The sequence below is a fragment of the Paenibacillus sp. PL91 genome, assembly GCF_012935325.2.
Classification (GTDB): domain Bacteria; phylum Bacillota; class Bacilli; order Paenibacillales; family Paenibacillaceae; genus Pristimantibacillus.
In genome coordinates, this window is the sequence record NZ_JABBYG020000004.1 from 482884 (window position 1) to 503385 (window position 20502).

A 20502-nucleotide genomic window follows, 5' to 3' on the forward strand; every position below is an offset into this window, starting at 1 on the left:
AGAGGTATACATTGAAAAAAGCCGCATCTGCCATTCTTGCATTGATCCTGATGTTCACCATGCTTCCAGCGACGATAATGGCCAATGAACAGCCCTTGGAGACACCTGATCCAAGCTTAGTATTCCGTGCCGAAAATCAACAAATCTACACCAATAACTATACAAATTTAAACGATAAAGTGGATGCGCTGAAAGGGCTTGAGGAAGGAACGATTATCGTTAGATTTCGTTATACCGGCACCTCGATTATGTCCTTATTCTCGCTTAGCAACAGCACGAAGGCTAACGGGCATTTTCATATCTACATTACGCCGGCAGCCATTGGCAGCGAAAACCGTTTAGAAGCGCCGGGACAAACAGCGGTTAATACGCATGTCAAAGCCGACATTGCCGTGAAGCAGAATGAGGTTCATACCGTGGCAATGGTCGTGGACAAAAATCAGGGCTATAAATATTTCCTTGATGGAAAGCTCGTTAAAACGGATACGACATCGGCAAGAAAGTTTATGAGCAATGTTTTTGAGCCCAATAGCGCGCAATTGGGACGTACGGAAAGACCCGCTGGCTCCAATCAATATTCCTTTAACGGCGAGATTGATTTTGCAGAGGTATACAGCAAACCGCTGGCCGACCAAGAGCTGCTTGCCATTACAGGAGTAACGAATACGACTCCGGTTCAAACTCCTTTGCCGGAGGGTGCCTTGATTACAGATCCGTACTCGGTTTATTATCCAGGTCAATACGGCTCTAACGCATACCGTATTCCTGCGCTGCTGCAAACGGAAGACGGAACGCTGTTAGCAGGTATCGATAAACGGATCAGCCATGGCGGCGACTCTCCCGCAAACATTGATATGCTCGTAAGAAGAAGCTTGGACAACGGGCAGACATGGGAAGAGAATGGCGTTCTCATCAATAACTATCCTGGAAACGCATCCAATATTGATCAATCCTTGCTGCAGGATCGTGAAACGAAGAGAATCTTCTCGCTGGTCCTCGGCTTTCCCGATGGCGGAGGGTATCCTACGTCGGTGAAGGGCAGCGGCTTTAAGTCGGTAAATGGTAAGCAATATTTGCTGCTTAAGGATCAAAGCAATAACGAGTACACCGTAAGAGAAAATGGCGAGGTGTATGACAGCGCAAACGTGAAAACAACGTACAAGGTAGATCAGAAGAGAAACTTGTATAACAACGATGTTAAGATAAGCCATATTTTCCTGCCTGCTTCTCCTTTAAAGCCGATTCGAACCTCTTATCTTGAGCTATGGCACAGCGATGATGAGGGTCTAACGTGGGAAGGTCCAGTGGATTTGAACCCGGGGATGAAAGAAGAATGGATGGCCTTCCTCGGTGCCGGACCGGGGACGGGAATCCAGTTGACAGAAGGGGATAAAGCGGGAAGACTTGTTTTCCCCGTTTATTTCACGAATGAGAATAGCTCGCAAGCAAGCGCAGTCATCTATAGCGATGATCATGGCGTTACCTGGCATCGCGGCGAATCGCCTAATGAAGGGCGAATTGTGAACGGGGTTACTTTAAATGAAAGAACTTTTACAGGCAATGAGCTTACAGAATCACAGGTTGTTGAAATGCCGGATGGCCAGTTGAAGCTGTTCATGCGAAATTATTCGGGCTTTGCCCAAATCGCGACAAGCTTTGACGGTGGCGAAACATGGGATTCGGAGGTTGTGACCGAACGCGGCCTGCCTGCTGCTTACTGTCAAATGACGGCTATTCGTTATGACGGACAAATTGATGGGAAGGAAGCTGTTATTTTTGCCAGCCCTGGAAGCTCGTCAAGCCGAATAAACGGCACGGTTAAAGCGGGCTTGATTGTTGAAAATGGCACTTATTCAAATGGCCGAACGAAATATGAATTTGATTGGAAATATTCGCAGCTGGTGAAGGAAGGCCATTATGCGTATTCGAGTCTAGCTAATCTAGCAAATGGTGAAATCGGCCTGTTCTATGAAGGAACCGGAAGCGCAGAGATGAGCTTTATCAAATTTAATCAGCAATATTTGAAATGGCAGCTTCAAGGAAGCAGTCCTGAAGCGAAGCTGAACGCAATTGCGATTGAATCGCCTAAGCCAGATGGATATGCGGCAAATGACAAGCTGCGGATCAAAACGGTATTTAATCATTATATGATGCTTAGCGGCGATAAAAGCTTAAAAGGCACAATCGGCGATACAGCGGTCGTGTTCCAACTGGCAAGCCAAAATAGCTCGGGCACGGAATTTATTTTCGAAACGGAGTTCCCTGAGCTTGCATCTGGCACCTATACATTGAAAGCTGCGTTTGCAGACAATCTCAAAGGCTACAACGCTTACGGAAATGCACTGAATACGCAAGCAGATGCAAATAAGCTGGAAACGCAGGTCATATCGGGCGCAATTGAGGTGAAGGGTGATTCAACTGGACTAACGGGTCCAAGCGAAGCCGTGTCCGGTGAAGCATTCAACATGAAATTAAGCTTGAAAAATGTAACGCAAAGCGTATACGCGCAAGATATCACGGTGCAGTATGACCCTGCCGTTATGTCATTTGCATCCGCCAAATCATTGATCGAGGGTATTCAATTAATGGAAACCAATACGAGCGTGCCCGGCAAAATCCGCTTCATACTCGCTAGCGCGGGCGCAGCTCATCCCCTGACGGGTGATGCGCAATTGCTTGAGCTTAGCTTTATAGCGAAGGAAGCGAGCGAGGCGGCTACGGGAGTAATTGAAGTCACTTCCGCTTTGCTAGGGGATGAGCTTGGCATGGAAACGGAAGCTGCTCCGTCATCGCATAGCCTATTGATAACGCCGGCTCCTACTGGATTGCATGGAGATATCAATGGCGATGGCAAGGTAAGCGTTGGCGATCTTGGCATTGTAGCTGCCCAATATGGGAAGGATTCAGCAAGTCTGGATTGGGAGCAAGCCAAGCGGGCAGATATCAATAAAGACCAAAAAATCGATATTGAGGATCTCGCAGCCGTTGCCAAAATCATCTTAGAATAATGAACCAAGGGTAGGCCGTGGGCCTACCCTTTTCTAATTGGGATAAGGAATTAAGATGAGAACAAAAAACATCAACTTCACAACAAAAGATATCATTTGGGAGCGCTTAATCAGCTTATATAATGAGGGAACAATCGAATGAAAGCAACTAGAGTTCATAGGATTTTGGGTGAAAGAAGACGGAACGATACTTTAAGGAGGATTACACGAAATGGGGAACAAATTCAAAAAAAGAGTAACATTTGGAATGGCGCTTTTTCTAGTGCTGCTAGCTCTGTCTGGCTGCGGCGGCAACGGAAACAATAATCCGCCTGCAGCGACCGAGAAGCCAACAGATGCTCCGAAGGCCCAAGAAACAGCGAAGCCTGCAGAGGAGCCAACCATTTCGGGAGATTTTGAAATCCAATACTTTGTCGGCGGGTATGGCGATGCATGGTGGAAGGAAGTCATTGGCGAATTTCAGCAGAAGTACCCTGATTTGAAAATCAAGGAATCCGCTGGCTCCCAAATCAATGAGCAAATGAAGCCGCGCTGGATTCAAGGCAATCCGCCGGATGTCGTTTACATTGATGGCGCCGGTTCAAACGAAACGCAAATGGTTCAAGATGACCAGCTAATGGACATCACGGATTGGGTGAAGCAAGCAAGCAATGTTGACGGCGAAAACCTTGTCGGCAATCTGATTGCCGGTCCTCAAGACTTTGGCGGCAAGCACTATACGATTCCAATGGTATTCGGCTCATGGGGAACGTTCTATGACGCGGCTCTCTTCAAAGAAAAAGGCTGGGCTGTGCCAACGGATTGGGAAAGCTTCATGGCGACAAGCGAACAAATTAAAGCTGCGGGCATTAACCCATACATCCACACAGGCAAATATCCATACTACATCGTCGGCGGACTGCTTAACTCTGGTTTTGTTTCCGAGAACGGCGATAACCCGCAAATTCTGAAGGATCAGGAAGCTGCCAAAGAAGGCTCCTTCAACAATGATGCCGTTAAGAAAACGCTGGCGAAGCTTGTTGATATGCGTGACAAAGGCTACTTCGACAATGCGTCCTTCGGCATGAATCATACCGATTCGCAAATGCTGTTCCTGCAGCATAAGGATGCCATGATTCCGAACGGCTTATGGCTGGAAAATGAAATGAGCAAGGATACGCCTGAAGGCTTTACATTCGGATTTATTCCTTCGGTTATGCAAAATGCAGGCGGTAAATATGTAGCGATTCCTTACACAAGCAATATCGCGATTGCTAAAAAAGCGAAAAACCCGGAAGCTGCAAAAGCGTTTATCGAGTTTATCTTCACGAAAAAAGCAGCCGTACGCTGGGCAGAGATTACAGGCGCATTGATGAACGTGAAAGCTGACTTGGAATCCTCCAGCGCAAGCAATGTCGTGAAAACAGCGATGAACTATTTTAACGGCGGCGATACGATCGTAGCTCCAGTATTTAAATTGAATTCGGACCTTGAGCAAGCGCAAAATGATGCAACAATCGCTTTGCTGCAAAAGACGATTACACCGGATGAGTGGATCGACCGGATGGAGAAAGCTGCGGCTAAGGCGCGTTAATACGATTACCTCTCTTCATTCTAACAATCAGAGGACGCTCGTTCCTCTGATTGTTCTTTCAAATCATAAGGGAGGCAGGAAATGATGATCTCGACCATTAAGAAAAAGAAAAATACAAGCTCACGGAGCCGCAAGCTGTTTATTGCAAGCTTCCTGCTCCCCACGCTAGCTTTGTTCTCGTTATTTACGATCTATCCTTTGGCCCGCGGTTTATACTTGAGCTTCTTTGATTGGTCCGGCGGGTCGGAAACGATGAATTTTATCGGAATCGATAATTATAAGGAGCTATTCGCGGATTCCATTATTCCAACAGCCATTAAGAATGATTATTTTCTCATCTTCTGGAAGGTCATTCTGATCATGCTGCTGGCTACCTTCTTTGCGGTCGCCTTAACCAGATTAAAGCTTAAGGAATATGGATTTTACCGTGTCGTCTTCTTCTTTCCAAACATTATATCCGTTGTCGTTATCGGAGTGTTGTGGAGCTTTATTTATAATCCGACGCTTGGCTTTCTGAATGCGTTTCTCTCATTGTTTACCGAAAATCCCGTAACGACGAACTGGCTCGGGTCGCCAAACCTCGCGATTTGGTCGCTGCTCCCGCCGAGCGTATGGGCAGGGATCGGCTTCTATATGCTTCTCATCATAGCTTCTATTCTCGGGATTCCCAGCTCCTTGTATGAAGCAGCGGGCATAGACGGGGCTAACGAATGGCAGCAGTTTACGAAAATTACGCTGCCGCTCATTTGGGAACAATTCAAGACGTCGGTTATCCACATTGTCATAACTACGCTGAATGGATCATTTATCATCGTCAAGCTTATGACGGAGGGTGGTCCGGATAATCAGACGCAGGTGCTCGGCTATTATTTGTATCAAATGGGCTTCAAGCAATATCATCTCAGTTATGGGGCAACCATCGGTGTTCTGATTCTTGTATTATCCTTAATCACAACCTTGATTCTAAACCGAATTCTTCATCGGGACACTATAGAAATGTAATGAGGTGAACAAATGAATGAGCTTGCAACCAAAAAGCCGCTGCTAGTCCTATCGAAATCGGTCGTTCGTATTTTATTATTGCTTTGGACTTTGCTTGTCCTTTACCCGGTCATTTGGACATTTTTAACCTCATTGAAGGATAACAAACAGGTTATGCAGGGCAAGCCATGGGATATACCAACGCTGTTTCGCTTTGAAAATTACGCGGATGTATGGAGCCGGGCGCATTTTGGCGACTATTTCTTCAATTCGATAATGGTCACTGTCGGCAGTATGATCGTGTCATTGGTAATGGCCGCGACGACGGCTTACATATTGGCTCGTTATACATTTAAGGGAAGAGGTACGCTTTACTTTGTTTATGTTGCCTCGATGATGATTCCGACAACGCTCGGATTGATCCCGTTATTTTTTCTGCTCAGCGATCTTCATTTGTCGAATTCCTTATTTGGGCTTATGATCGTTTATTCTGTCGGCACAATCGGCATTCTTCCATTTGCAATCTTCTTTCTCGTAGGCTTCTATAAGACGCTTCCGAAGGAGTTGGAAGAGGCCGCGACCATTGATGGCAGCTCGAATTACGGCATTTTCTTCCGCATTATGCTTCCGTTATCGAAGCCGGGACTGGTGACCGTTGGCATTATGAACGCGTTGACCGTATGGAATGAATATATTATGGCGACGGTTTTGATCAATGATCCCGAGAAGTACACCGTCCCTGTTGGGATTGCGATTATGCAGGCGGAGATGCAGTATAGGACGGAGTGGGGGCCATTATTCGCGGGATTAGCGATCTCGATGATCCCTGTCATCATGATGTATGTTCTCTATCAGCGGCAAATTACGGGCGGACTTACGGCAGGCGCTTTAAAAGGGTAACGCTAAGCGCTGCCACCGCCTATTCAAAGGTTTTCATACCCATCCACAGAATCAGCAGAGAGACATTGGCGGCGATCGAATCGCCCCAATGACCTCTAGGGATATTCGCAGCCAGATCTCCGGCTTTCATGAAGGAGGTTTTTTTTGTTATGCCCGAATGCGGGCATTCAGATGAAACTAATGGTGATAAACAAAGGAGGCAAGGATAAGATGTCTAGAAAGACAATTAGCCTGTTAATCGCACTTTTCATGCTGACAACTGTATTTTCTAACCTGGTAAGCTCGGCTGCCCAATCAACTGAAGCCCAGCTCAAGGCTGGCAACAGCGAGGGCACCTATGAAGTTTACCCACTGCCTCATAACGAGACCTACTACGGAGGAAGCTTTTCGATTACAGATGAGGTGAATCTCGTTATTGAAAGCGCCATCGATGAACCGACAACTAATCTTATTAACAGCATACTTTCTACAAAAGCGATTCATGTGACGAGATCGGAGTCGGCTGTACCAGGTAAAACCAATGTTCTGATTGGAGTCAGACATTCAGGTGGAAACGTAAACGCCTTCTTTGAGCAAAACGTGGAATACGATGCTGCTCTTTTTAGCAAAAATGATGCGTACGTTTTGGATATAGACAAGAAGCCGACGCAAGCTGGCAGCATCGCAATATTAGGAGCCAATACGGATGCAGCGTATTATGCGCTTGCTACTTTAAAGATGATTTTTGACCAAATGGCAGGGATGAGCATTCAATCGGTGAAATTCGAGGACTATTCCGATGCGAAGTGGAGAGGCTTTATCGAAGGGTTCTACGGATTTCCGTGGTCGCATGAGGATCGGATCAGCTTAATGCGATTTGGCGGAACCGTCAAAATGAATTCGTATATTTTTGCGCCAAAGGACGATAAGTATCATAATTCCTCTTGGAGAACGCTGTATCCAGCTCATGAATTGGCGAAAATCAAGGAGCTTGTCGATGTCGGCCATGCATCCAAAACACAATTCGTATGGGCGATCCATCCCGGCTTCAACATGATTAATTGGAACCATTATGACACGGAGCTTCAAACGCTGCTTGCCAAGCTGGACCAGCTTTATAGCGTCGGCGTTCGCCAATTCGGCTTGTTCATGGATGACATCAGCACCGCTCAATCTTTGATCGACAAAGACAAGCATGTGAAGCTCATTTCGGATGTTGCCAAGTGGGTCACAGCAAAGGGCGATGTCAAATCGTTGATCTATTGCCCGCCATTTTACAATCAGGGCTGGACGGGAGAGTCGGGCAAGCCTTATCTGCAAGCGCTGCGCAGCGTTCCGGAAAACGTTGAAATCATGTGGACCGGAAGAGGCGTCGTTGGAACGGTAAATACGACCGATATGCAGTGGCCGAAGGATGCCCATGGCAGAAATCCTTATGTATGGTTGAACTGGCCGGTAAATGATTATAAGGATTCGAGACTTATGCTGGGCAAAGGGGAAGTGCTAACCCCCGGCACGCATAATCTTTCAGGCGTTGTATCCAATCCAATGGGGCATGCGGAGCTATCGAAAATTGCATTGTTCGCCGTTGCCGATTATACATGGAACGTGGATGATTTCAACAGCGATGAGAGCTGGCAAAATTCCTTCGATTACGTGGCACCGGAGGCTGCGTCCGAGCTAAATACGATTGCCTACCATTTGAGCGATCCATCGCCAAGCGGGCATGGATTGCAGGTAGGGGAGTCGGAAAATGTAAAGGCCGAGCTTGAGCAGTTTCTTAGCCGATTTGCGAATGAGCAATCAGTTGAAGCGGTCGGGCAGACCTTGATTACCGAATTTGATCATGTACTGCAGGCCATCGAAAAGTTCAAAGAAAAAAGTCAAAATCCGAGTATGCTGGAGGAGATTGACCCATGGCTGAACAGCTTGCGCTATGTTGTGGAGTCAAGCAAATACGCGGCACAATCGGCGATTGCGCTTCAACAGGGAGAGCTGGGGTCGGCATGGGAAGGACTCGCCAAAGCGACAAATGCGCTGTCGGAGTCGAAGAAGATTAAGATCAAAAAATTAAACTCTCCCGATGTTACGGTGGAAGCGGGTGCGAAGCGCCTCGTTCCTTTTGCCGAACAATTAATGAGCAAGCTGGATGCGCAAATTTATACATCGATTGACCCTGCATTTGTAGTTCCGCTTCCTATGAGCTCGTACGGCTCGCCAGCGGGGCTGAATCGAATGATTGATGGAGACAACAGCACGTCCACCTATTTCCAAACGCTGCAAAAAAACGGCGACTGGTACGGGATCGATTTTGGCAAAACGGTTAAGGTTTATGATGTTGCGATCATACAAGGCAGAACCGACACGGATCATGATATCTTTCAAAGAGGTATTCTTGAATATTCCAACGACAAGCAATCTTGGACGGCAATTGGAGAGGAGAGATCAGGCTTTAAGATCGTTGCGAGTGAGCTCGACTTGGAAGCGAGATACGTCAGATACCGATTGACGCATGCGGGAATTCCCGGCGGCAAGCCCGACCTGTGGACAGCGATTAGAGAATTTACGGTTAATGCGAATAAAGGAAAAGCAGCTATCTATACGAATGTGGAGGAGCTGAAGCAAACCGCTGTCATTGCTGCTAATGCATCCGCTGAGCTAAATGACATAGGAGAAATGACGCTGGAGCCTTCCCAATACGTAGGGATCAAACTGCCGTCTATTGTGAAAATATCCGAAATTTCTCTCGAAAGCACAGTGCAACAAGCGGTGCTTGAATCATCGGAAAATGGCGTTGAATGGCAAACGGTAACCGTAGGAGGCCCGTATAGCAATGCCGCTTACATCCGATTAATAAACAAAGGGAATGATCCTATTCCATTTGTTTTAAGCCGCTTAATGATGAGGATGAATACGTTTTCCGAGCCTACTGTCACTCATAATTACGAGAGCGTCTATCAAGGTGCGCTGCAGGATATTTTTAACGGGAAGTTAGAGAGTAAGGTTTGGTTTGGAGGAGAACAAAGGCTTGGCAAATATGTTCAAGTCGACTTGGGCGGCATTATCAATGTGCAAAATGCAGCTGTCGTTATCGGCGATGGTGAAGGGGATTATTTTCGCAAAGGCGATCTACAGCTGTCCTTAGATGGTCAAAATTGGGAAACGATTCATAGCTTCAACAATCCGAATGATCGGAGTCTGAATTTCCCAGAGCATGAGGTTCCATACCGGTATAAGAGAGTTCAGGTGGATGGCAAACCAGCCAGATATATCAGGCTGGTCTCTACAGTAAACGATGCTTCTTGGCTTGCCCTTAATGAAATTCTCGTCAATGAAGGCTTGCCAAACACAGCAAGGGAGAACCCTTCCATTCAAGCAAGTCCGCAAGGGCCGCTCGGGAATGAAGCGGATTATGCCATCGACCATAAGCTGTCAACCTTTTATACGCCGATGGCACAAACGGAGTCAGGCGTTCTGAATTACAAGCTCTCGCATGAAACGGAGCTAAGTAAGGTGATTATAATGCAAAGCCCGCTTGGCATCTCGAATGCGGAGGTATCGGTAAGGGACCTGAAGGGCTGGCATCAAGCAGGGTTATTATCACAGTCGTACAACGTTATTGACACGTCCAAATACACAAATGTGCTGGAGGTTAAGCTTGCGTGGGACGGAGCAATGAAGCCGAAGATCCATGAGATGATACCTGTGAAGAGGGATGGAGGAGTCATTGTTCCAGAAGGGGCATATTCGGAGTTAACGGGTGCCGCATCTGTCGCCGGAGGCCAGTTATTTGATCTGCAGCTTGGCTTAAAGAGCGTGACGGAAAGTGTTTATGCGCTTGACGTTACACTGGATTACGACGCAAATATGCTGGAATTGGTGTCCTCGAAGTCGCTGAAAGAAGGAGTTAAGCTGCTGGATGCGGCGAAGCATACTCCTGGCAAGATTCGGCTTCTAATGGTTAGCGAAGGATCAAAGTATGCGATCACTGGCGATGTTCAGCTCTTAGAGCTGAAGTTTAAAGCAAAGACGGTGACCCAAACGGCTGAAAGCACCATAAAGGTATCCAAAATGATGATGGGTAATGATCAGGGTACGGAGACGGAAGCGGCAGCTTCAACTTTCCGTATTCAAGTCACCTCGGCACCTGCAGGCATTCCGGGTGACGTGAACAATGATGGCAAAGTATCGATTGGGGATCTCGCCATTGTAGCCGCGAATTACGGCAAAGACACAAGCAGTCCGGACTGGGAGCAAGTGAAGCATGCCGATTTAACAAACGACGGTATGATCAATATTGACGATTTGGCGCTGGCAGCGCGGAAGATTTTAGAGTAAAAGGCTAGGAAGAGAAGGAGCATTCTGTAATTGGAATGCTCCTTTTCTGTTTGTATTTTTTTAGAATCGCTGAGCGATATCTGCGAGTCGTCTGGCTCCATCCCGCAATTGCCCTTCATTGACAAAGGAGTAGCTCAAACGTATCCATGACCGCATCTCTCTAAGCGGATCACAGATTATGCCAGGAATAAAAGAGACGGATTGCCGGATGCTTTCGTTCAAAAACGCCTCCACAGGAAGCGCTTCGGGAAGCTTAAGCCATAAGTTAAAGCCTCCTTTTGGGCTATCCCAGGTCCATCCGGTTGCAGACAATTCCTCCTCAACAATCTCTTTTCTTATTTGGAGGGCGATGCGCAGTTTGTCTAAGTGTTGTTTCATTCGTTCTGACTCGAAATAATGTAAAAATATTTTCTGATTGACCAGCGGCGTTCCGTTATCAGCCAAAGATTTTGCGATAATGAGTGGTTTTATTACTGACTGACGACCGATGACGGCACAAATGCGCAGACCAGGCGATATATATTTACTGAAGCTGCGGAGATATACAACCCATCCATCAGTATCGTATGAAAAAAAAGGCTGAGGCGGCGGCTGATCAAAATACATTTCGTGAATCGCATCATCTTCTATTAGTAAACAGCGATAACGTTCAGCCAGCTCAACAAGCTGCTTACGCTGAGCAGCAGGAACCGTATATCCTGTCGGGTTATGAAAGGTAGGATTCATATAGAAAATCCGGGGGCGATATTGTTTCATGAGCATTTCAACCTTCTCCAAATCATAGCCGCTCGGGTAAATGTCGACAGTTAGAAACCGTGCCCCCTGTTGGCGGAACATATCGAGCGCAGCGCTATAGGTAGGTCTCTCTACCAAGATGTAATCCATTGGTTTAATGTAGACCCTGGAAATTAAGTCAATCGCTTGTTGGCCGCCCGTCGTAATCAACAGATCGTTTTCTGTCAGTTGAAGATTGTGATTTCGCACCAAGTAGCGGCTAAGGAACTCACGAAGCTCTTCATCCCCTTGTACACTGGAATACGTTCCCATTAACTTCGGATAGATATCAAACACTTTTTTCACATATTCAGATAGGTATAGATTCGGCAGCAAATTCGGATCAATGAGTGATTGGGACAATTGATAAGTAACGGGTATCTGTTGGATTTCTGCCAAAGCATTTTTTAGATAGCTGGAAGAGGTTTGAGGGCTAATGTCCGTATGGCCAGGTATAGCCTCTTTCGGATTGATTGGACTTACATAATAACCTGATTTCTCTTTTACATAGACCTTCTCGTTTTGTTTCAATAACTGATAGGCTCGAAACACAGTCAGCCGATGTATCTTGAGATCTTGGGCGAGCAGCCGTATTGAAGGCAGCTTGTCATGCGCTTCCAACTCTCCACGCTCGATTCTGATCATGATGTAATCGTATGCTAGCCTGAAAAGTAGTTTGCTGTCCTGCGTGGATGATGATGCCTTCTTCATTATTTCTCCTCCCCCTTAACGTTTATTGTACATTATGCTTTGGCAATCTGTTCTACTATTATACAACTGTTCTATTCATTGCAGTGTATGATACGTAGCAAGAGGGGGGAGCATACATGATTATTATCAATTACTTGCTCATATGTTTCATTTTTGGCACGACATTTTTAGCCATAAAGATAGGGGTCGATGCTTCAACACCGCCGTTCTTCTCAGCGGGAATAAGGTTCTTTGTTGCAGGCCTGCTATTGTTTCTCTGGCTCGTATGGAAGAAAAAAGCAAGCTTTGCTCTGCTCATTCACAAGGAAATGTTTATTACGGGAATAGGACTGACGTTCGGTACATTCGCAACTTTGTACTGGGCCGAGCAATACGTCTCATCCGGTATCGCAGCTGTTTTATCAGCTACGGCACCTATGATCATTCTTGTGCTGCAAGTGCTTGTCATGCGGCAGAAGACGTCAGCACGCTCCGTATTCGGATGTTTGCTTGGATTCGCAGGAATCGTTATCTTACTGCTTCCACGATTGTCTCTATCCCATGACATAGGGTGGATTATCGGCTGCGTCGCTATTTTATTCGGACAGATCTTCTATGCATCGGGTACTCTATATTCCAAACGAGTCATTCAACGATTCCCGCAAGCATCACCCATTGCACTTAACGCAGTTCAAATGATTTGGGGAGGACTGCTGCTTCTTATTCTGTCATCGATCACAGAACAAGTGGACATCCAGAGCATGTTAACGACAAAAGCAATCGGGTCCTTACTCTACTTAATCGTTATCGGATCAATGGTAGGACACAGTCTCTTCTATTGGCTGATCGCCAAAACAAATCCTATCTTTCCGGCAACTTGGCTCTATATTTCACCAACAATTGCCCTCGTACTTGGCGTTTTATTATATGGAGAGACCATTACTTGGTTGTCGGTAATAGGAGTGTTTACTATTATCGGTGGAACGATTTGCGCCAATCTGGACAGTTTGAAACTATTGATTGATAAGAGGAGAACAGCAGTCTCAATATCCGTTAGAAAAGCTGCTGAGATGCGAGATTGGTGATCACCGAAGTTATCATATTAGTTATAAAAGCAGCTAAGACCATTAAAAAATGGTCTTTTTTTGTTGAATTTATGCAAGTTAAATTGGATTGCTTCGCTTTCGAAGGATATGTGGCGTGCAAATGGGCAAAATAAACCAATTCAGTTACCTGGAAGTATGAAGACGTCTAAATCATTTCGAGGATGTGGATTTAACATGAGACAAAAAATTAGCCGGCTTGGGCTGATCATTTTCATTTTTGCCATAGCCTTTGGATGCCAAAATCAGGGATCGAAACCGAAAGAACAAGACTTAATGCATGTAAAATCAATCCAAGGAGATCAGTCGAAAAAAATCATCCTCCTGCTCATTGATTCTTTAATGGCTGGAGCGATCGATGAAGGCATTAGGCAAAATGAGCTTCCCACCTTTCAATTCCTCATCGAACACGGCCAGTATTATAAGGACATGGTGAGCTCGTTTCCCACAATGTCTGTAACCATCGACAGCTCACTCATAACGGGTAAATATCCGAATAGCCATCATGTGCCGGGACTGACCTGGTATTCTACGGAAGAAAAGAAAGTTATCAATTATGGAACCGGACCGATGGAAGTGATAAAGCATGGCGTTGATCCGGTCTTGGTTGATGGATTAATCAACTTAAACGGGAAGCATCTGAATCCCCATCTGCCTACCATCTATGAAGAACTGGCGGAGCATGGGCTGAAATCCGGTTCTATTAATGGTTTGATCTATCGGGGGATGAGTAACCATACGCTTTCGATTCCTCCGTGGATACAAGGTCCAACCTCTTTACCGAGTGAGGTGAAAGTAAAAGGTCCGGATTATTTCGCGTTAGGCTCATTGTCCAATCCGCTTCAAGGCATTAAAAATCTGTCTGACGGTTTAACCAGTCGCTTAGGCTTAAATAATTCATTTTCCATAGAAATGATTCAATACTTGATCAATGAAAATAAATTGCCGGATTTTTCCTATGTGTATTTGCCTGATTTGGATCAGAAGCTGCATAAGAAAGGTCCTTCTGATATCAAAGGCGTCAAGGAACTGGATCGGCAGCTTCAATCACTTTTAAAATCATACGGTTCTCCGGAAAAAGCTTTAAGCAAAGCGATTTTTATAATCGCAGGGGATAGCGGGATGACTCAAATTTTACCTGCCGAAAAAAATCCGGTTATCGACCTGCCATCCATTTTCGGCGACTATCAGGTTCTGCGCCAGGGAGAAGCTGTTACGGAAGAAACGGAAATCGTCCTTGCCGTAAATGAAACGATGGCTTACGTATACGCACTTCAATCGAGCCAATCGTTAAGAGACATCGCAAAGCTGTTAAAAGCTGATCCGCGCATTGATTTTGTTTCGTGGAAGGAAAACGGTTGGATTTATGCGGTCCAAGGAAAAACAGCCAAAGAGCTCAAGTACAAAGCGAAAGGCAACATTATTGACCCATATAAGCAAGCTTGGACAATCGAGCAGGATACTGAGGTGTTGGATTTAAAGATTGCAAACCATGCGCTGGAGTACGGACAATATCCTGATGTTTTACAACGATTGTCAGGAGCTTTGCATTCTCACAAGGGACAGTTTTTGGTCGTTACTGCAAAGCCGGGCTATGAATTGGCAGACAGAAGCTCACCTTTGCACAAAGGGGGCGGAGGTCACGGTTCGATTCGTAAAGATGAATCTTTGATTCCTCTGATCATATGCGGAACGGAGCAAAAGCCGGAATACTTGCGAATTGTCGATTTAAAATCATTTTTGCTAAAATTGTTACTTGATACGAATGATGCGAATCAAAGTGTAAAATAAAAATCAAAACGCTTGATCCTAATCTTATAGGATCAAGCGTTTTTTGTTTCAATGGTTCAAGCGCAAGGCAAGTCAGTAGTTAGTGATTACCTATAAAAAATGCTGCGAGCTCCGATGAAATCTTTTTTGAATCGAGCTTCTTCGTATGGCCGAGTCCCTTTTTGCTAAGCAATTGCGCATTGGGGAGTACGCTTGCCAGTGCCTGAGCACCATGACGCAGCGCAGCAGGGCTTTCAGTGCCTTCGATCACAAGCGTTGGCATTGTCACTTTGCTCCATAATTGAGCAGGCAGCGGCTTTCCGTCCATATAACCATCGAGCAATACCGCATCGTAGGGGAGCGTGTGAGCGACAGCCATGAGCCTAGACCACACGCCCGGCATAATCCGCATTAAATGAACGACGAAGGAAGGGGCACCCATTCCTTGTGTCATAAAATAAGTGATGGCCTCGGCCCGTTGATTAGCGGCTATAAGCTCGGTAACGTGTTTCACGAAATTTTTCGGAGGCTTGCGATCAGCAGCATCGACCACAAAAGGAGGTTCATGAAGGGCAAGCTTTGTGATGCTTACCCCACTCGCAGCTGCCTGTAGGGCAAGAGCGGCCCCGGATGACAATCCCCAAACATGGGCCGAGCCGCCAGCTTCATCCATCATTGCTTGAAGATCTTCAATTTCGCGAGCTATTGCATAGGGCTGTGTGTCACCGCTATCGCCGCGGCCGCGGCGGTCGTAATTGTAGACTGTGAAGTCCTTTGATAACAGATTAGCGAGCTGAACCTGCCCAGGGAATTTTCGGTAGCTGAACGCGCCCGCTACCAGTATGAGCGCCGGTCCTTGACCGGTTTTGTCATAGGCAATCTTAGTGCCGTCTTTTGAAATTGCTGAGTTCATCATTTTTTCTCCTTTGCTGATGTTGCAAATTTTTTTGGAATTATTAGATAGCCGCCTCAGACAAAAGCCGCAGGTGCAGTCAGGAACGAATTGCAGCTTACCCCTTTTGTTCGAAATTCCGAGCCTCTACTATGACGACGAACGAGTGAGAGTAATATCGACAGCTCAGCAAAAAATATTTAGAACAGTAGCACAAAAAAATAAGCTGCTTGAACAAATTATTCATGTATAATATGCCAAGCAGCTTATTTTATTGGGTCAATGGAGGGAGCAGAATGATAAAAATAAACAAAAATTCGGATACGGTCATCATCGTTATTCATGAGATATATGGTGTTAACAAGCATATGAACTATATTTGCGAATCGTTATCCGACCGTCATTTTGATATCATTTGTCCAAATTTATTAGATCGAGAATTACCGTTTGATTATGCGCATGAGGAAGCGGCTTATCGTCATTTTATGGAGCATGTAGGTTTTACGCAGGCCTCGCATCAAATAATAAGTCTTGTATTAGGTCTGAAAGACAAATATCAAAAAATATTTATTGCCGGATTTAGCGTAGGAGCTACGATTGCCTGGTTATGCAGCGAAGAAAAGAACATCGATGGAATTGTAGGATACTATGGTTCACGGATTAGGAATTATGTAGATTTATCGCCACAATGCCCAGCTCTGCTCTTTTTTCCGCAAGAAGAACCAGCATTTGAGGTGGACGAGCTTATTTCATCTTTGGTTGAAAAAGATATCGAGGCTTATAAATGCAGCGGACAGCATGGATTTAGTGACCCTTACTCTACCAAGTATCATGCAAAGTCAGCGCAGCAGACTTTTCAAGCAATGATTGATTTTTTTCAAAGCGTTTAGGGATGTAATGGGGATAATTCAATATCAATGGTATCCGCGATAAGAGTGTAAAACTCTGGAAACCTCGGATCTGTGGGGCTTGGTATTTCTTCAAAGGTCCGTATACATAATCCTGCAGTCGCAATTGCTGATATAATATCACCGATTGTCCAGCTTCGAATCTGCACCTTCCCAAGTCCAGAGCGTTCTTCATCGGGCAGAAGTTTAGCAAAAGCCACTTCTCCTTCTCTAACATGATCGTCAAAGTAATTGCCAGATGGCTGTTTTAAATTGGTTGTGTTCATCCATGCACGTGCGAAAGGATGAAAGTCAGTCAAGATAAGCCGACCATTTTTCCCTAATCTGCGACGAACTACAGAAAAGATAGAGCTCAGGTCTGTAAAATAATGCAAAATACCAAATTCCATCAACACGATGTCAAATTCGCCTAATGAATCTTCATTTGGGATATGCAAGACGTCAGAACAGATATAGTCGAGCTTCACACTGGCTGCAGCGGCAGTCTGTATTGCGTACAACCGATTTTCTTCTGAGATGTCCACCACGGTAACATCAGCGCCAAGCAATGCTAGAGAAATTGCCTTTCGTCCGTGCGAGCCAAGCAGGTTAAGAACTCGTTTGCCCGTTGGATCACCCATGTACTTTAACCAATACCGAAGATGATGCTTGTGCTTCAGCTTTAGCTCGCTTGCAAGTTCATCTGGTGTTCCAAACATGTGAACCCACGCCTGATAGGCTTTCGTTTCCCACGCAGCCTTATTCGCCATCGCCAGTTTTTCTTGCATGCACATACCTCCTAGATTTATTTTTCGTTCGTAGACGGTATATATTACCATTTACGATTTAATTGTCAACTTTTTTCCTAAAACAAAAAGAACGTTTACCGGCAGCCTGCCATGCAAACGTTCCTTCATTTGTTATGAATAAATGGCTTCTAATGATTTGCGCTGCGCAGGCTTTATATTCAATATCGAGCGAATGCTTTGGGCTTGCTGCTCTGCATCTTCAATGGTATCGGCTAAGCCTAACTCAAGCAGTGTCCCGTATGCAACGGTTCCCGTACGGCCTTTGCCGCCCCCGCAATGAAACGCGACCTTTTTGCCTTCCTTGTAGCTCTCTACAACAGCTTTAATAGCGGTGTGAAGCAATTTTTCTTGCGGTTCATTTGCTTCATCGCCTAATGGCACCTTGATCCATTTCAACCCTTCACCAGTAGCTGCACATTGCTCGGATCCTTCTCTTAAATCAACGACAATTTCAATATTTTCATGATCCACCATAGCTTGTACGTCATCGGCACCGCCCATATATATACGACCAGGAATTAATGCATGATAAGTTTTATTCATGTTTGAGCACTCCTCCAACTTTGATGGCAGAATCTTATTGTCCCTCTTTCACAAATTTCTCGATACGTGTTTTAATGTCATCGCGAACGTTTTTGAATTGATCCATAATTTCATCCTCTGTGCCGACTGCTTTAGCCGGATCATCAAAGCCCCAATGCCATTTCATCACATTCGGATTGGATATGACAGGGCAATGCTCATCGGCATGGCCGCAAAGGGTAATGACGTAGGCAGCGCGATTCAAAATTTCTGGATCGATCACATTAGAAGTGTTTTGGCTAATATCTATGCCAGCTTCTTTCATAACTTGAACGGCTCTTGGGTTCAAACCGTGAGCTTCAAGCCCTGCGCTTTTCACTTCGTACTGCTCACTGCCGAGAGCATTAAGAAAGCCATCTGCCATTTGACTCCGGCAAGAGTTGCCCGTACACAAGAAATAAACCAGTTTCTTTTCCATTTTTCCTATCTCCTTTGAAATTCGTTTAGTGGATGATGCTAAGCCATAAGTAAAGGCCAACTAACGTAATAAACAGAACAGGAAGCGTAAGTACGATTCCAACCTTAAAGTAATAGCCCCATGTAATTTTCACGCCTTTTTTGGACAGCACATGCAGCCACAATAAGGTTGCTAACGATCCGATTGGCGTAATTTTAGGACCTAAATCGGAACCTATAACATTTGCATATATGAGAGCCTCTCGCAACACTCCGTTTGTATTCGTGCCTTGAATAGCCAAAGCATCAATCATAACGGTAGGCATATTGTTCATAATCGATGAGAGGATCGCAGCAATGAAGCCCGTACCGATCGTTGCCATAAATAAACCTTGCTCCGCTGTCCACTGAAACACCTTGCCGAGCTGATCAGTGAGACCGACATTTCGGAGGCCGTAAACGACGACATACATCCCGATAGAGAAGACGACAACCGACCATGGTGCCCCCTTGATGACAGCACCTGAATGAATGGCGGGACTTCTGCGTGCTGCAAAAATAAAGACGATAGCGGCTATACCCGCTACGATCGATACCGGAATGTGGACGAACTCGCTTACTAGGTAAGCAATCAATAATACCGATAAGACAAACCAAGACAGCTTAAACATACGCATATCTTTTATCGCATCACGAGGCTGTTTGAGCTGGTTGAGATCATAGCTCCTAGGGATGCTTCTCCTGAAGAACAGGAATAGAACGAGCAAGCTTGCACCAACGGCAAAGAAGTTTGGAATAATCATCCGGCTTGCATACTCGGCAAATCCAATGCCAAAGAAATCAGAAGAAACGATGTTGACCAAATTGCTGACCACAAGCGGCAAGGAAGCCGTATCGGAAATAAATCCGCTAGCCATAATAAATGGAAGGATCATCCGATCATCAAATTTGAGCGCTCTGACCATGGCAAGAACAATCGGAGTAAGAATCAGTGCAGCGCCATCGTTTGCAAAAAAAGCAGCGACTGCAGCACCGAGCAATACGACGAAGGAGAACATGAGGTAGCCATTGCCTTTTGCGAAGCGTGCCATATGAAGTGCCAACCATTCGAAAAATCCAATCTCATCTAGAATGAGCGAGATCAGGATGACCGCGACAAAAGCCAATGTTGCGTTCCAGACAATGCCGGTTACGTCCCACACATCATTAAAATCTACAACACCAAAGAGCAGGGCGAGTATAGCTCCGCCAACAGCCGAATAGCCGATATTTAGGCCTTTAGGCTGCCAAATGACGAAAATCAGAGTAATGAGAAAAATAATAGATGCGATAACTAACATAGTTCCTCCTAAAGACGCTGTCATACCATCTTGTTGTTCATACTATCTGCGCTGGAAGCAGGGCTGGCCTTTAATTGCAGCAATCGTTGCTCAGCTTTTTTAATTCCTCTTTCATGGACGGGAGCATATCTAGAATGCCATGAAGATAAGGTTTATCTTCAAGATTCAACGAGTAATAAATCCATTGTGCCCGCCTTGTTTCATTAACCAGTCCGCCAACTTTTAATTTTTTTAAATGCTGGCTCACATTTGGCTGTGTGGTTGCAAGAATAGTCACGATATCGCAAACGCACAATTCTTTTTCTTTAAGCATGGCGAGAATGGTAAGCCGAGTCTTATCAGACAGCAGCTTTAATGTATCGGAAAGAGAGTCAATCGGTTGAAGCATGCAATCACTCCTTTATTTCACATAGCTAAGGGCAACTTTCAATGTTTATTATACACAGCTGATTATATAAGTAAAGTATTATATAAGCGAAA

15 protein-coding genes are annotated in these 20502 nt (G+C 45.4%); 8 read left to right on the plus strand and 7 right to left on the minus strand.

Annotated elements, in window-relative coordinates; translation table 11 throughout:
• The first annotated feature begins 11 nt into the window (after nt 1–11).
• From HI950_RS13095 to HI950_RS13115, 5 genes are all read left to right on the plus strand, one after another.
• Entirely contained in the window at nt 12–3008 is a 2997-nt protein-coding gene (locus HI950_RS13095) for a sialidase domain-containing protein (protein WP_187768083.1), read from the plus strand.
• Nucleotides 3009–3219: 211 nt separating this feature from the next.
• Nucleotides 3220–4581, plus strand: a complete 1362-nt coding sequence (locus HI950_RS13100; RefSeq protein WP_169082319.1) for an extracellular solute-binding protein — start codon at nt 3220–3222, stop codon at nt 4579–4581.
• An 81-nt stretch (nt 4582–4662) separates the two neighbouring features.
• Nucleotides 4663–5583 (plus strand): carbohydrate ABC transporter permease, encoded by a 921-nt coding sequence (locus HI950_RS13105; RefSeq protein WP_223285252.1) that lies wholly within the window; start codon nt 4663–4665, stop codon nt 5581–5583.
• 12 nt (nt 5584–5595) lie between these two features.
• On the plus strand, nt 5596–6462 hold the full coding sequence (locus tag HI950_RS13110) for a carbohydrate ABC transporter permease (RefSeq protein ID WP_169082318.1): 867 nt from the start codon (nt 5596–5598) through the stop codon (nt 6460–6462).
• A gap of 210 nt (nt 6463–6672) precedes the next feature.
• Nucleotides 6673–10779, plus strand: a complete 4107-nt coding sequence (locus tag HI950_RS13115; protein ID WP_169082317.1) for a beta-N-acetylglucosaminidase domain-containing protein — start codon at nt 6673–6675, stop codon at nt 10777–10779.
• A gap of 60 nt (nt 10780–10839) precedes the next feature.
• Here HI950_RS13115 and HI950_RS13120 read toward each other — a convergent pair whose 3' ends face one another.
• Nucleotides 10840–12264 carry an aminotransferase-like domain-containing protein gene (locus tag HI950_RS13120; RefSeq protein ID WP_169082316.1) on the minus strand — a complete coding sequence of 475 codons (1425 nt, stop codon included), beginning with the start codon at nt 12262–12264 and terminating at the stop codon, nt 10840–10842.
• Between the two features lie 116 nt (nt 12265–12380).
• Between HI950_RS13120 and HI950_RS13125 the strand changes: the two genes are divergently transcribed.
• Nucleotides 12381–13328 carry a DMT family transporter gene (locus HI950_RS13125; RefSeq protein WP_169082315.1) on the plus strand — a complete coding sequence of 316 codons (948 nt, stop codon included), beginning with the start codon at nt 12381–12383 and terminating at the stop codon, nt 13326–13328.
• A 195-nt stretch (nt 13329–13523) separates the two neighbouring features.
• On the plus strand, nt 13524–15137 hold the full coding sequence (locus tag HI950_RS13130) for an alkaline phosphatase family protein (RefSeq protein ID WP_169082314.1): 1614 nt from the start codon (nt 13524–13526) through the stop codon (nt 15135–15137).
• A gap of 79 nt (nt 15138–15216) precedes the next feature.
• Here the strand turns inward: HI950_RS13130 and HI950_RS13135 are convergent, their stop codons facing one another.
• The gene (locus HI950_RS13135) at nt 15217–16029 is read right to left on the minus strand and encodes an alpha/beta fold hydrolase (protein ID WP_169082790.1); all 813 of its coding nucleotides are present in this window, start codon (nt 16027–16029) and stop codon (nt 15217–15219) included.
• A 275-nt stretch (nt 16030–16304) separates the two neighbouring features.
• Between HI950_RS13135 and HI950_RS13140 the strand changes: the two genes are divergently transcribed.
• Nucleotides 16305–16898, plus strand: a complete 594-nt coding sequence (locus HI950_RS13140) for a dienelactone hydrolase family protein (RefSeq protein WP_169082313.1) — start codon at nt 16305–16307, stop codon at nt 16896–16898.
• Here the strand turns inward: HI950_RS13140 and HI950_RS13145 are convergent.
• From HI950_RS13145 to HI950_RS13165, 5 genes are all read right to left on the minus strand, one after another.
• The gene (locus HI950_RS13145; protein ID WP_169082312.1) at nt 16895–17683 is read right to left on the minus strand and encodes a class I SAM-dependent methyltransferase; all 789 of its coding nucleotides are present in this window, start codon (nt 17681–17683) and stop codon (nt 16895–16897) included. The two genes, HI950_RS13140 and HI950_RS13145, sit on opposite strands and share 4 nt — an antisense overlap.
• Before the next feature lie 132 nt (nt 17684–17815).
• Complete coding sequence (locus HI950_RS13150) at nt 17816–18247, minus strand: protein-tyrosine phosphatase family protein (protein ID WP_169082311.1); 432 nt, start codon at nt 18245–18247, stop codon at nt 17816–17818.
• Nucleotides 18248–18281: 34 nt separating this feature from the next.
• Complete coding sequence (gene arsC / locus HI950_RS13155) at nt 18282–18704, minus strand: arsenate reductase (thioredoxin) (protein WP_169082310.1); 423 nt, start codon at nt 18702–18704, stop codon at nt 18282–18284.
• Between the two features lie 25 nt (nt 18705–18729).
• A complete protein-coding gene (locus HI950_RS13160; protein WP_169082309.1) occupies nt 18730–20022 on the minus strand; it encodes an arsenic transporter in 1293 nt (430 codons plus the stop codon).
• Nucleotides 20023–20092: 70 nt separating this feature from the next.
• Nucleotides 20093–20410: an ArsR/SmtB family transcription factor gene (locus HI950_RS13165; RefSeq protein ID WP_169082308.1), complete on the minus strand. Its 318-nt coding sequence runs from the start codon at nt 20408–20410 to the stop codon at nt 20093–20095.
• Nucleotides 20411–20502: the final 92 nt, after the last annotated feature.